The 14,482-nt window shown below is 39.4% G+C and carries 14 protein-coding genes and 1 other RNA gene; 2 read left to right on the top strand and 13 right to left on the bottom strand.

The annotated features are described in order from the left end of the window. The first annotated feature begins 66 nt into the window (after positions 1-66). A complete protein-coding gene (locus tag I593_RS11410; protein WP_016167728.1) occupies positions 67-660 on the top strand; it encodes a regulatory protein RecX in 594 nt (197 codons plus the stop codon). 31 nt (positions 661-691) lie between these two features. Here the strand turns inward: I593_RS11410 and ffs are convergent. After that, an RNA gene (gene ffs / locus I593_RS20095) (signal recognition particle sRNA small type) lies at positions 692-788 on the bottom strand. A 286-nt stretch (positions 789-1,074) separates the two neighbouring features. On the opposite strand from ffs, the gene I593_RS11405 reads away from it, so the two are divergent. After that, positions 1,075-1,962: a YbgF trimerization domain-containing protein gene (locus I593_RS11405; RefSeq protein WP_026441033.1), complete on the top strand. Its 888-nt coding sequence runs from the start codon at positions 1,075-1,077 to the stop codon at positions 1,960-1,962. A gap of 36 nt (positions 1,963-1,998) precedes the next feature. Here I593_RS11405 and lpxA read toward each other — a convergent pair whose 3' ends face one another. The 12 genes from lpxA to rimO all read right to left on the bottom strand — a co-directional run bounded on the left by lpxA (position 1,999) and on the right by rimO (position 14,299). Then, positions 1,999-2,787, bottom strand: coding sequence for an acyl-ACP--UDP-N-acetylglucosamine O-acyltransferase (lpxA, locus tag I593_RS11400; RefSeq protein ID WP_016167726.1), 789 nt, complete (start codon positions 2,785-2,787; stop codon positions 1,999-2,001). 7 nt (positions 2,788-2,794) lie between these two features. Then, positions 2,795-3,271, bottom strand: a complete 477-nt coding sequence (gene fabZ, locus I593_RS11395; protein ID WP_104442206.1) for a 3-hydroxyacyl-ACP dehydratase FabZ — start codon at positions 3,269-3,271, stop codon at positions 2,795-2,797. Between the two features lie 7 nt (positions 3,272-3,278). Continuing rightward, entirely contained in the window at positions 3,279-4,349 is a 1,071-nt protein-coding gene (lpxD, locus tag I593_RS11390) for a UDP-3-O-(3-hydroxymyristoyl)glucosamine N-acyltransferase (RefSeq protein ID WP_016167724.1), read from the bottom strand. A gap of 3 nt (positions 4,350-4,352) precedes the next feature. Further along, a complete protein-coding gene (locus I593_RS11385; protein ID WP_016167723.1) occupies positions 4,353-4,847 on the bottom strand; it encodes an OmpH/Skp family outer membrane protein in 495 nt (164 codons plus the stop codon). 47 nt (positions 4,848-4,894) lie between these two features. Then, positions 4,895-7,366 carry an outer membrane protein assembly factor BamA gene (bamA, locus tag I593_RS11380; protein ID WP_016167722.1) on the bottom strand — a complete coding sequence of 824 codons (2,472 nt, stop codon included), beginning with the start codon at positions 7,364-7,366 and terminating at the stop codon, positions 4,895-4,897. A 37-nt stretch (positions 7,367-7,403) separates the two neighbouring features. Beyond that, a complete protein-coding gene (gene rseP, locus I593_RS11375; RefSeq protein WP_016167721.1) occupies positions 7,404-8,759 on the bottom strand; it encodes an RIP metalloprotease RseP in 1,356 nt (451 codons plus the stop codon). 1 nt (position 8,760) lies between these two features. Continuing rightward, positions 8,761-9,957, bottom strand: coding sequence for a 1-deoxy-D-xylulose-5-phosphate reductoisomerase (gene ispC / locus I593_RS11370; RefSeq protein ID WP_016167720.1), 1,197 nt, complete (start codon positions 9,955-9,957; stop codon positions 8,761-8,763). Then, entirely contained in the window at positions 9,958-10,782 is an 825-nt protein-coding gene (locus I593_RS11365; protein ID WP_016167719.1) for a phosphatidate cytidylyltransferase, read from the bottom strand. A 3-nt stretch (positions 10,783-10,785) separates the two neighbouring features. Continuing rightward, positions 10,786-11,538, bottom strand: a complete 753-nt coding sequence (gene uppS, locus I593_RS11360; RefSeq protein ID WP_016167718.1) for a polyprenyl diphosphate synthase — start codon at positions 11,536-11,538, stop codon at positions 10,786-10,788. A 5-nt stretch (positions 11,539-11,543) separates the two neighbouring features. Then, positions 11,544-12,098, bottom strand: a complete 555-nt coding sequence (gene frr / locus I593_RS11355; RefSeq protein WP_016167717.1) for a ribosome recycling factor — start codon at positions 12,096-12,098, stop codon at positions 11,544-11,546. Between the two features lie 79 nt (positions 12,099-12,177). Continuing rightward, on the bottom strand, positions 12,178-12,906 hold the full coding sequence (gene pyrH / locus I593_RS11350; RefSeq protein WP_016167716.1) for a UMP kinase: 729 nt from the start codon (positions 12,904-12,906) through the stop codon (positions 12,178-12,180). A gap of 49 nt (positions 12,907-12,955) precedes the next feature. Beyond that, on the bottom strand, positions 12,956-14,299 hold the full coding sequence (gene rimO, locus I593_RS11345; RefSeq protein WP_016167715.1) for a 30S ribosomal protein S12 methylthiotransferase RimO: 1,344 nt from the start codon (positions 14,297-14,299) through the stop codon (positions 12,956-12,958). Between the last annotated feature and the right edge of the window lie 183 nt (positions 14,300-14,482).

Raw genomic sequence — 14,482 nt, 5'->3', positions numbered from 1 at the left:
CTTAGAAATATACCTGTTACAATTAAACGCCCTTCGGGGCGTTTTTCAATCAAGATTAGATATATTATGAGCCAATCTAAATTCCCTAAATTGCTTGACTATGAAAGATTAAAACAAGAATTTGGGACTTCCTCTACTGAACATACAGCATCGCAAGACACAACCAATGATTCCGATGCCACCATAGAGACCATTCCCCCTCAAAATATAAGGCTGACAGGCTCACGCTTGCGTTCTTACGCCTTTGCTGTACTCACTCGTAAAGAATTTTCCAAAGCCGAACTGATCGAAAAGCTTGCCGTCTACGCAGCAAGTCGTGAGGAAGTGATAAATCTTGTAAATGAATTGTCCGAGCAGAACTATCAAAGCGATCAGCGCGTAGCTGACATTGTGCTATCAAGCCAAAAAAGAAAAGGGAAAGGGCCGCAACGTATTAAATTAGCGTTGAAAAACAAGAAAATTAATAGTGACCTGATTCAAGAAGAACTAAAAGCAATCGACTGGGTTGAACAAGCCTATCAACTCAAAATCAAAAAATTTGGCAATACAGTGGAAAAAGATCCAAAACTCAAAGCAAAACAAATACGTTTTCTACAATATAGAGGATTTGATATGGAGGTGATTATGAAAGTAATTAACAAAAAAGAAGATGATGAATAATTATAATAAAATGCTATAAAAATGGTGGCAACCCTACCAGCAAAGCTTCGGCACATCACAATTCTACTACCGTTGCTACCTTCCGGTCCTGGCGGGGTTCGCAGAGTGCAATTGCGAAGTAACCGGCAGGGCTACCATTGCAAGAACAGAGTATAGAGATTTTTACTCAAGTTGCAAGCCTTTAATCTGCATTTATATAGCTAAGCCATTCATTTGATTATTTAAAATACAAAAATACCAATTTATGACATTTTTTCTTCGACATGCAGGATAAGTTTACCTTAAACATACGACAAGATTGTAAACACTTATTGCTTTTCCTTACTCGAACATTTTAAATGTGTTCAAGATGTAATGAATAAAGCCACACAAACTCAAGGCTTTAAGCAAGTAATACAAAATGGATATGTTTTTATGATGCAATATAAGCATGCAATTTATGCACTCACCTTACTCAGCAGCAGTTCTATTTTTGCCAACGTCCCAATTGAAACTCGCGGTTTAAGTCAAAACGATTCTGGTTCTAACTATGGCTCAACATCAACCAACACCCCTGTTGCAGAGACTAGTGTGCCAACCAACATCAATTGGCAACTGATGCAGAAAAATCAGCAACTTGAAAATGATATTAGAAGTCTGCGTGGACGTATTGAAGAACAAGAAAATACGATTGAGCAACTTAAAAATGATCTAAACAATCGCTATACTGACCTAGATCAACGTTTAGAATTATTACAACAAAAGGTTGATCCTGACAGTGCCACCCAAACGGAGGATAATCAACAAGATACTTCTCCCAGCTCCAACAGCACCACCACCTCAACCACCGCTCCAGCAGTAAATAATGTAAGTAATCCCGCACCCGTAGCAACTAACTCAACTAAAGCTACAAGCATAGATACAACAACTACACCAAACACTCAACAACAAACTACAGATTTGGAAAAAGCCGCTTACACCGTCGCTCTAGATGCATATAAACAAGGTGGTGCGAAAAAAGCGATTGCTCCAATGCAAAACTTCATCAAAAACCATCCTAATAGTGTTTATATTAGTAATGCTTACTTCTGGTTAGCAGAATTTAACTTAGCCATAGAACCTACGAACTATACCGAAGCCAAGCGGAATTATAATATTGTGGTCAACCAATATTCGCAGTCTTCTAAAGCATCACGAGCGCTTTATCAACTATATAACATAGCCAAAGATGTTGACCGTAATACAGCCTTGGCAAATCAATACAAAGCAAAGCTCTTAAAACAATATCCAAAAAGCGAAGAAGCAGGCTATTTCAAGAAATAAAAAAAGACACCTTAAGGTGTCTTTTTTTACAATTAATTAACGCACAATACCGCGTTCAGACTGCTCCAGAGAATCAATCAACAATTGAGCTTCAGCCACCGTAGGTAAAATCTCTTGACGGATACGCTCAATAGCTTCAACTGTCGTTAAACCTTCTTTATAAATAAGTTTAAACGCTGTACGCAAGCCTTGAATAACCTCTTTAGACCAACCTTTGCGGCGCATGCCTTCCACATTCATTGCAAAAGCATGTGCAGGATTACCAGAAGCCATTACATAAGCAGGCACGTCTTTCAGAATTAAAGATGCACCGCCGATCATGCTAAATGAAGCAAGTTTACAGAACTGATGGATACCTGAGTTTCCACCAACAATAACGTAATCACCAATATGAACGTGACCCGCTACCCCTACATTATTAGCAAAAATATTATGATCACCTACCATGCAATCGTGTGCAATATGGGTATTTACCATCAATAAGTTATGACTACCAATTTTGGTCAAGCTTTGGTCTTGCACAGTACCACGATGTAAACTGCAATGTTCACGAATTGAGTTGTGATCACCAATTTCCAACCAGGTTTCTTCACCTTGATATTTTAGGTCTTGACATACTTCGCCAATACTCGCGAACTGGAAAATTTCATTATTTTTACCAATACGCGTGTAACCTCCAACCACAACGTGTGAATGAAGTTTTGTACCAGCTCCAATTGTGACCTGTGGACCAATAATACAATAGGGCCCAATTTGCACATCCGGAGCAATTACTGCTGATGAGTCAATAATAGCGGTTGGATGAATGAATTCGTTATTGCTCATGCCTGCTCTATACTTTCTGATGATAAACCATAATTTCCGCGGTTGTCGCAACTACGCCATCAACAGTGGCAATACAATTATATTTGTAAATACCACGTTTTTGCATAATCAGCTCAGATTTTAATACAAGTTGGTCACCTGCAACCACTTGTTTTTTAAATCTTACCTTCTCTGCACCTGCAAAAAGGAACAAAGAACCTTCACTTGGTTTCTCATTGTTCATAATAAAGCCCAGAATACCTGAAACTTGAGCCAAGGCTTCAACAATTAACACACCAGGCATAATTGGGTAATTCGGGAAATGTCCTTGTAAGAACTCTTCATTAATTGAAACGTTTTTATAGCCCACAATCCCATTATCAGTTACATCAACAATGCGATCAACCAATAAGAATGGATAACGGTGTGGTAAATATTCACGAATTTGCTGAATATGCATTGGCAATTCTGGTTTCGTAAATGATAGTAAAGTCGACTCAGTCATCATATTTCTATTTACGCAATTTAAAAGTTGATTCAAGGGACTCAATTTGAGTCTGCATATGATCAAGTCGTTTGACTAATTGGGTCAATGGCACATCTGCTAATTGTCGAAGCCTTACAACTGTACGCTTCCATTGCGGTGTTTCAAATAATCCTGTACCACCAGAATAACTTCCTGCTTCGTAAATATTATTTGTGACCATTGACATTCCTGTAATTGTCACATTATCAGCAATTGAAATGTGCCCAACTACCCCACAACCACCTGCAAGGATGCAGTTTTTGCCAATTGTTGTACTACCTGCAATTCCACTCTTCGCTGCAATTGCAGTGTTTTCACCAATTTTAACGTTATGTGCGATTTGCACAAGGTTATCAATCTTAACACCATGTTCCAAAATGGTATCATCCAAAGCACCACGATCGACACTACAATTTGAACCTATTCGAACATCATTTCCAATTTGAACGGAACCTAATTGAGCAATACGGTGCCATTTACCTTGATAAGGTGCAAAACCAAACCCTTCTCCACCAATCACAGTATTGGCATGGATACGCACACGATCACCAATTTTACATGCGCCTGTTAATGTCACATGCGAATCAATAAATCCATCTTTACCAATTTCTACATCATCATCAATACGTACATGTGGTTGAATTACAGTGTTATCACCAACCACGCAATGCGCACCGATTACAACGTAATGGCCAATATAAGCCGAATCTGAAATAATTGCTGAAGGATGAATTTGTGCAGTACTTTCTATACCAACATCATGATGCTTTTTCTCAAACACATGTGTGAGAATTGCAAAAGCAAGATATGGATTGGGAACAAGAATAAAGTTTTTATGGCTATGCATTTTTTCTTGTAAAGCCTGAGTGACAATAAGAGCACCCGCTTTTGACGCAAGTGCCTTATCCAAATACTTTTCATCTGTCACAAAGGAAATATTTTGCGCAGATGCTGCATCGAGGCTCGCCAAACCTTGAATAACAAGATTGGATTGACCTATACACTCGCCTTGAACAAGACGAGCAAGGTCTTCTAAACTTTTTTTGTTAAGATTCATTGATTACTTAATTGCATTAACCTTTTGAATCATTTTATCAGTTAAATCGTACTTAGCGTCATAGGCAAGTGCAGAGTTTTTATTCAACACTACATCTAAATTACCCTCTTTACGCAATTGCTCAGCAACTTGCTTAATACGAGAATCCAATGTCTTGTTCATTACTTGCAAAGACGCCTGAACTTTACCTTGCAGACCTTGTTGAATACCATTTAGCTCATTTAGCTTAGTTTGATATTCCGCACTCATTTTCTGCATTTCAGCCTCAGAAAGCTTACTTGTCTGAGCCTTTTGTTTCATTGCCTCAAGCTCTTTACCCAACTGCTCTAAACGAGTAGTTTGCGGCTTGATCGACTGTTGCAGGGTTGCGTTCTGCGCTTTGAGATAAGTACTATTCTCTACTACCTGCTCTAGATCGACCACGCCATAGCCTGCTGCATGAACCATTGAACTAAGTGAAACACTAGCAATAGCCAATGCTTTGATTATTTTACGCATTTATTAAACCTTATTGTATATTGTCTTTGGTTTAAGAAAGATCGTACTTAGAAAGTACGACCGATTTCAAATTGAAGCTCTTTAGTTTGATCGCCTTGCTTGTCATTTAGTGGGAAGGCATAACTTAACGACAATGGACCAATCATGGTAATCCATGTAAAGCCTACACCCACGCTATAACGCATATTGCTTAAATCAAAACCATATTCATCTTTACATGTTTTCTTTGCAGCTTCTGTACTAAACACATCACATTGAGTATCAAAGACTTGTGCACCTTCTGCAAACAACACTGGGCGGACTTGGCGTGTCCAATCCCCTTTAAACGGTAAAGGTAACGCCAACTCAGTACCAAATTGAACTAGAGCATTACCACCCACTTCTTCTGGTGATGGATCAGGTTTCTTTGTTTCACTATAGTAAACACCATCATACTTTGGGCCTAAAGTACTGTTGTCATAACCACGTACTGACCCATAACCACCTGCATAGAAGTTTTTATAGAAAGGTAAGTCATTACCATAACCTAATTTACCATAGCCACGCAGCACAAAATCCTTACCTAGAGGTAGAAATGCTTGTGCATCGTAAGTAATTTTTTGGTATTCAACATCACTACCAGGTAAAGCAACCTCAGCATTGACACGGTGCGACTGACCAGTTGTAGGGAATACTGGACGGTTCAGTGTATTGTATGACCAACCCAAAGTTAGATTATAAGTGAGGAAATCACCTGTAAATTCAGATTCGTAAGGAGCCGAAGTTTGACCATCTGGACAGGTATAATTATTTGCTTCAGTTAAATCCACCATACAATAAGTTGCTGTATTTTTAACTTTCCCACCATGTGCTTTTAAATAATCTCGCACATAAGTAGATACATACGGACCCGTCGTTACATCAGTTTTATCAATATTCAAACCTGCACTAACACTTTGGTTTTCATCAATAGGATAACCAAAGTTAATACCACCACCAAAACTATCCGTCACATAGTTATTAACGTTATAGTCGCTATTTAATTTGGTTTTACGGTAGTACATGTTGTAGCCACGACGCACACCATCAATGGTGAAGTATGGGTCGGTTACACTGAGATTGTAGTAGTCTTGAGTTTCTGAACGAGACAAATCGATTGCAACGCTATTACCTGTCCCCATAAAGTTGGTTTGGCTTAATCCAGCTTGGAATGTAACACCACCACTTTGTGAATAACCCACTGCCAAGGTACTTGTACCTGAATGTTGTTCTTCAACACTCACATTCAAATCGACCTGATCAGGCATACCCGGAATACGTGCTGGTTTAACATCAACTGTTTTAAAATAACCAGTACGCTCTAAACGTACTTTAGACAAGTCAATTTTTTCATTACTTGCTAAAGCACCTTCCATTTGACGCATTTCACGACGTAATACTTCATCAGAAGTTTTGGTATTACCTGTAAAATTAATACGACGTACAGTCACTTGCTGACCTGGATTAATATAGTAATTTAGATCAACTTGTCGTGTTTCATTATTAATTTGCGGAACAACATTCACTTCCGCATAGTAATAACCTGCATTACCATATTTACGTAACAACAATTGCTTTACAGCATTTACTTTTTCTTGTGAATATGTCGAGCCATCCTTATAAATCTGCATCGCCTTCAATTCTTCAGGCTTATATAATGCATCTCCTAAGAATTTAGATTCGCCAAACTTAAATTGCTGACCCTCATTGACAGAAACTTCAATAAAAATTCGCTTCTTATCTTCACTCAAGTTCAAGCTAGAATTGGTAATATCAAAGTTGATATAACCTGCATTTAAATATAAAGCACGTAATGCCTCTAAGCTTGCAGCCATTTTTTCACGTGCATAACGGTCATTACGTGAAACAATTGAACTCCAACTGCTTTCTTTTACAGCAAAAGCTTGTTGAATATCACTATCGCTGAAAACGGTGTTTCCAATAACATTGATATCGACAACTTTAGCAGCCTTACCCTCATTAAACTCGAGCAATAAATCTACACGGTTATTGGGTTTTGCTGTAGTTGTCACTTTTACATCAGCATCATAACGACCTTGCTGAACATATTGTTGCTCTAATTCAGACTCAACTGTTTGAAGTGTTGATTTTTTTAACACTTCACCTTCAGCCAAGCCCATTTTTTTCAAACCTTCTTCCAAAGCTTCTTTTGGAATAAGTTTATTACCTTTCAGTTCAACTTTAGAAATCAGCGGACGCTCAATCACTTTAAATACAAGCGTATCGCCTTCTTTCGATGCCTTAATGTCATCAAACATTCCTGAGGCATACAATGCACGAATTGAATTCGAAATAGCCTGATCATCAACACGATCACCACTATGTACTGGCAACATGGTATACACATTGGCAGGAGTTAAACGAACGAGTCCATCAATTTTTATATCACGGACAATAAATTCATCCGCTGCATATACTTGTTGTACTGCTGCCATAGCACTAACCAGTGCCAAAGGCATAAATAAATGTGTGTGCTGCATGCCAGTCTTTTCCGATGTTAATTTCAAAGCGACGTTGTTATAAACGCATAAAGTCATTAAATAATGCAAGGAGCATCATGCTACCCAGCAGTACCATACCAATTTTTAAACCAACCAATTGTATTTGTTCAGAAACAGGTTTACCACGAATCAATTCCACAAAGTAGTACACTAAATGCCCACCATCCAACATAGGAATCGGCAATAAGTTTAATATTCCTAAACTAACACTCATCAATGCCATAAAAGAAATAAACGTTTGCCATCCCATTTCAGCACTTTGTCCAGCGACTTTTGCAATCGTAATTGGACCCGATAAGTTTTCCAAACCAATTAAACCACGAACCATCTTCACGATAGAGTTCAAAATCATGGTACTGATTTGCCCTGTCTTATCAAGCGCTTTTCCAAATGCTTCTACAGGACCATATTGAATCGTTTGCTTATATTCCTCAGGAATGACCACTTGACCAGGATTGTTTTGCACACCAAGCACACCAGACACATTACCCATGTTGTCTCGCTTACCTTGTGGCATCACTTCTAAATGCACCAACTGATTTTGTCTTAATACATCAATTTTGAGTAGTTTTTCAGGTGAGGCTTGAACCACCTCAACAACATCAAACCAATCTTTCATTTTTACACCATCAATTGCAACTATCTGATCACCCGCTTTCATTCCCTGTCGAATCGCTGCACCATCCTCACTTAACTTCTTGACAGTTGCAGGAAAATACGGGCGATATGGAATAAAGCCCAAACTATCCAATGGCGATTGATTTTGATCTTTTAAGAAATTTTGAATAGGAAGTTGAAAAGACTTTGCTTGACCATTTCGATCTGCTTCAATCTGAATAACCCCCGATTCACCAGCACGATCAACCAAAGCAAAATTCAATTGCTCCCAAGTCGTGGTTTTAGCGCCATCAACAGCTGTAATCTTGTCACCGACCTGCATTTGGGCAGTTGCGGCAGGTGAATTCACCAAGACCTTACCCACTCGTGTATTTAATTGTTCTTGTGCAGGTAAAAATAGCACCCAAAATAATAACACTGCAAAAATAAGATTGATCAGCGGTCCTGCGGCTACAATCGCAATACGCTTCCATGGATGTTGACGGTTAAATGCATAAGGTAAATCAGCTTCCGCCACATTACCTTCACGCTCATCCAACATTTTGACATAGCCACCTAAAGGCAAAGCAGACAATTGATATTGAATACCTGACTTCTTAGATGTCCATTTCAACACAGTTGGCCCAAAGCCAATCGAATAAACCAAAACTTTAACGCCGAGTTTACGTGCTACAAAATAATGTCCGAACTCATGAATCGCGATAAGAGGCCCGAGCAATAAAATTGCTGCAACAATAATAAACAAGGCATTCATTTTAGCTTCCTTTACTGCTTACAAACTGCTGAGCAATAGATCTGGCAGTTGAGTCCACTTGTAAGATTAAATCTATTGAATCCGCAGAACCATTTTCAACTTGATTCAACGTATGTTCAACCACCACAGGAATATCGGTAAAACCAATCTGTTTTTGCAAGAAAGATGCCACCGCTATTTCATTTGCTGCATTTAAAACTGTAGGAGCCAAGCCACCCGCTTGGATAGATTGGCGAGCCAAGGTTAAAGCAGGAAAGCGCGTTGTATCTGGCTCTTGAAAATCAAGCTGATGGTTTACGAATAAATCCAAAGCTGGAACATGGGTATTAATACGCTTAGGCCAAGCTAAAGCATGAGCAATTGGAGTACACATATCCGGATTCCCCATTTGCGCCAAAGTTGAACCATCAACATATTGCACCATGGAGTGAATAATACTCTGTGGATGAACAACAATTGTTACAAAATGTTCTGAAATTGCAAAAAGATGACACGCTTCGATTAATTCAAGCCCCTTATTCATCAAAGTCGCAGAATCAACAGAAATCTTCTGCCCCATAGACCAGTTAGGGTGCTTACAGGCCTGTTCAGGTGTAACACTTTTCAACTCATCTAGAGAATGATGAAGAAATGGCCCACCAGATGCTGTTAATAAAACACGCGAAACACCCAGTTTAGGCTGACCATTACGTTCTACATTCAAATATTGTTCAGGTAGACATTGGAAAATTGCATTGTGCTCAGAGTCTACGGGCAATAATAAGGCTTGATGCTCCCGAGCAGCCTGCATCATCAAATCACCAGACATGACCAAGGCTTCTTTATTGGCAAGCAGTACTCGCTTACCCGCTTTAACCGCGGCCAAAGTTGGCAATAGGCCCGCAGCTCCGACAATTGCAGCCATCACCACATCGACATCGGGATGACGAGCAACTGTTTCTAAGCCCGCTTCATCAAATAAAATTTCGATATCATTAATATTTTCTTGCGCAAAGCTTTGTCGTAACTCTCGCTCTTTGGCAGATGGAATAACCACAATTTTGGGGCGATACTGTTTGCAAATCTGCACCAATTCTTGAATTCGACTGTATGCCGTTATTGCAAAAACAGAATAATCTTCAGGATGCTGTTGCAGTATTTTTAAGGTACTTTGCCCAATAGAACCCGTTACACCTAAGATACAAACTGCTTGTGACATTTACAAATCTACGCCAATTAGTTTTAACACATACATCCCCGCAGCAAATATTGGCGCTGCAGAAAGCAAAGAATCAATACGGTCTAATACACCGCCATGCCCAGGTAAGATTCGACCAGAATCCTTAATTCCCGCTCGGCGTTTAATCATGGACTCAAACAAGTCTCCCAAGACTGAACTAAACACAGTGACTATAGAGAGAATCAGGAACAAAATATGTTGCGCTAACGTTAAATCTAGATATAAAACTTCAACAACAATTACAATAAGCATTGAGGTTAAAATACCACCATACAACCCTTCAACGGATTTATTTGGACTTACATCTGGCGCAAGTTTTTTCTTACCCAATTTACGCCCAACAAAGTATGCACCACTGTCTGCTCCCCAAACCAACAAGAACAGATACATTAACCACCATGGAGAACTCACCCATAGCGCGAAAATTGCTGTTACGGCAGCAGAAACTAAAATAAATCCTGAAAAATAGAGACTGTTATTATACCAACCATCGTATTCTGGATAATTTTTTACCCAATAAACACTGACTAACCAAGACAAAATGGATGCACACCATAATAAAAGTGCAATATCTTTAAAATACAAAGCCAAAGTTGCCAATGCAGCAGTAACAATACCGTAGCACCATGCAAAAGGCTTAATAATATGATTTGTTTTTCTCGGCATGAGCTTAAACCACTCATAACCAGCAACCCCAGCGGCAACAATCATCAGCATCAACATTGGATACTGAGATTGAGTAGCAAACATACAACTAAGTACAACTGCCACCAATACCAAGGCGGTAATAATCCGCTCTAACATTTATTAATTCTCAAATTTATCTTGTTGAATTTGCTCAGATGTTTTACCAAAACGACGTTCACGTCCTGCAAAAACTTCAAGTGCATGATCAAACTCTTGCACATCGAATTCAGGCCATAAAGTTTCAGTAAAATACAATTCTGCATACGCAGCTTGCCAAAGCAAGAAGTTCGACAGTCGATAGTCACCGCCTGTACGAATCAGCAAATCAACAGCAGGTAGATCCGACAAACTAATATACTGCCCCATAAGCTCAGTATTAATTTGACTCATTTCTAGCTTACCAGCTTTGACTTCCTGAGCAATTTGTTGTGCAGCTTGCGCCATATCCCACATGCCACCATAACTCACCGCAATGGTTAAAGTCATTTGAGTGAACTTAGCAGTCCTTTGCTCAGCATGCAACATTAACTCGCGCAAATGCGGAGACAAGCGAGAACGATCACCGATAAATCTTAAAGCGATTTCAAATTTTTCCATACGTGGGATTTGCTCATGAATTGTTTCTTCCAACAAATTCATCAGCAAATCCACCTCATACTGAGGTCTGTTCCAATTTTCGCTTGAAAATGCAAAAACGGTTAAAGCTTGAATCTTTCTTTTTCGACAATGCTCAACAATTGGATCAAGGACATTTTTACCTTCACGGTGTCCCGCACCCTTTTGCATCTGCATTTTTTTGGCAAAACGATTGTTGCCATCCATAATGATGGCAACATGTTTTGGAAGATGTGTAGTGTCTTCAGATGTGGTCATTAATTTTAGACCTTCATCAATTCAGCTTCTTTTGCAGCCAAACGCTTTTCAACTTCAGCAACGAACTTATCAGTGATTTTTTGGATATCTTCACCTGCACGGCGCTCATCATCTTCAGAAATTTCTTTTTCTTTCAACAATGCTTTGATATCACCCAACACATCACGACGAATGTTACGAATTGCTACTTTTGCATTTTCAGCTTCGTTACGTGCAACTTTCTGCATGTCACGACGTGTTTCTTCTGTCAATGCTGCCATTGGCACACGAATCGCATCTGCTGTAATAGGATTCAAACCTAAATCTGATTCGCGAATTGCTTTATCAATTGCCGCAACCATTGAACGTTCAAAAGGTTGAACTAAAAGTGTACGAGAATCCTCAACACCAACGTTGGCAACCTGATTTAAAGGCACATCAGAGCCATAGTAAGGAACCATTACACCGTTCAGAATGGATGGATGCGCTCGTCCAGTACGAACCTTTGCAAAACCATGTTCCAACGAGTCAAGTGACTTGTTCATACGGTCTTCTGCGTCTTTTTTAAGATCGTTAATCATATGATCTTCCTTACTTAATTCTAAAAGATGTCATTACTAAAATAGCGTGTAGTATAAAGAGCTTTCAGGCTCACGTACATTAGTTCGTAACGTGAGTCCCTTCTTTTTCACCCATAACCACTGAAAGCAACGCACCAGACTTGTTCATATCAAATACTTGAAGCGGTACATGATGGTCACGACACAAACAGATTGCAGTTAAATCCATTACACCCAACTTTTCATCCAACACTTGATCGAATGTTAAATTGTCGTATTTCACTGCATCATCAAATTTGCTTGGGTCTTTATTATAAACACCATCAACTTTAGTGGCTTTTAAGATAAGGCTAGCTTCAATTTCAATACCACGCAAACATGCTGCAGTATCTGTCGTAAAGAATGGGTTACCGGTACCTGCAACAAATACACATACCTCACCTTGAGTCAAGTGACGAATTGCATCACGGCTAGAATATGATTCCACCACAGTACCAATTGGCAATGCTGACATTAAACGTGTTTTAATGTTACGGCGTACCAATGCATCGCGCATAGCCAAACCATTCATAACAGTTGCCAACATACCCATTTGGTCACCCGTTACTCGGCCAACCAAACCATCTTTCTGTAGTTGACTACCACGGTATAAGTTACCACCACCAACAACAATACCAACTTGCACACCAAGGCCAACCAAATGTGCAATAGATAAAGACATTTGGTCTAATACTTGCGCATCAATCCCCATGTCCTTGTTGCCCGCAAGCGCCTCACCTGAAAGCTTTAGCAAGATGCGTGAATAGCGTGGATTCTTTGAATCTGACATTCCAAACTCCAAATTAACTTAATTTCTATTTTTCTATATATGGATTTACTTAAGCCGATTTCACTCGAATCAACTTCGCAAACAAATCGTATTCATCTGCATCAGTAATTTCTACTTCAAGCAAATCGCCTGCTTTAATCAGATTCTTGTCGATATCTTCAACAAAGACATTCCCATCAATTTCAGGTGCATCCGCATATGAACGAGCTACTGCAACAGGAAACTCTTCTTCAAGATCATCAACCAAGACCGTCATGACCTGACCAATACGCTTTTGTAGCTTAGCCGCTGAAATTTCCTGCTGAACTTCCATAAAACGTTCATAACGCTCTTGCTTAACTTCTTCAGGTACGTGATCTGGTAAATCGTTAGCCGTAGCACCTTCGACTGGTGAATAAGTAAAGCAACCCACACGGTCTAACTTCGCTTCTTTCAACCATTCCAGCAACATTTGGAAATCTTCTTCAGTTTCGCCTGGGAAACCGACCACAAATGTTGAACGAATCACCAATTCAGGACATTTTTCACGCCACAATTTCAGGCGCTCTAATGTGTTTTCACTATGGGCTGGTCGCTTCATCAATTTTAAGATGCGCGGACTGGCATGCTGAAAAGGAATATCTAAGTACGGTAAGATTTTACCCTGAGCCATTAAATCAATAACAGCATCTACATGCGGATATGGGTAAACATAGTGCAAACGAACCCAGATCCCTAATTGACCTAAGGCTTCACACATGTCATAAAATTTGGTTTTAACTGGCTGACCATTCCAGAAATCCAGTTTATATTTGGTATCTACACCATAAGCAGAGGTGTCTTGAGAAATCACCAATACTTCTTTTACACCTGCACGTTTTAATGCAGCCGCTTCGTCAAGTACAGAACCAACTGGGCGTGATACCAAATCACCGCGCATACTTGGAATGATACAGAAGGTACAACGATGGTTACATCCTTCCGATATTTTTAAATAGGCATAATGTTTCGGGGTTAAACGAATGCCTTGCTCTGGCACTAAATCAATAAATGGATTGTGCTTTGGCGGTGCTGGTACATATTCATGTACTGCTTCCATGACATCCTGATAAGCTGCCGCGCCTGTGACTTTTAAGACATTTGGGTGCATTTCACGAATTTTATCTTCGTCTTTGCCTAAACAGCCTGTCACAATAACTTTACCATTGGCACTCATTGCTTCGCCAATCGCATCCAATGATTCTTGTACTGCAGATTCAATAAAACCACAGGTATTAACAACAACCAAATCGGCACCATCATAATCTGATGCCACATCATAACCTTCAGTCTTTAACTGAGTTAAAATTCGTTCAGAATCTACCAATGCCTTAGGACAACCTAAAGAAACAAAACCGACTTTGGGGGACTTCATGAATCTGCGCTCCACTAGAATGCGCGTATTGTAAGACTTTTCGATTGATAAAAATAGGTGGGAAGCCGACTCTTTATGTAATGCACCAAAATTAATCCACTGTTTGTCTTATATATTTACATTTGCACCATTTTGATACATTTTAAAAGTTAATTACTTAATATCTTCGGCCTACAATTTTAA

Origin of the sequence: Acinetobacter tandoii DSM 14970 = CIP 107469 (genome assembly GCF_000400735.1) — a bacterium.
Classification (GTDB): domain Bacteria; phylum Pseudomonadota; class Gammaproteobacteria; order Pseudomonadales; family Moraxellaceae; genus Acinetobacter; species Acinetobacter tandoii.
This window is presented reverse-complemented; position numbering and strand designations above follow the sequence as displayed.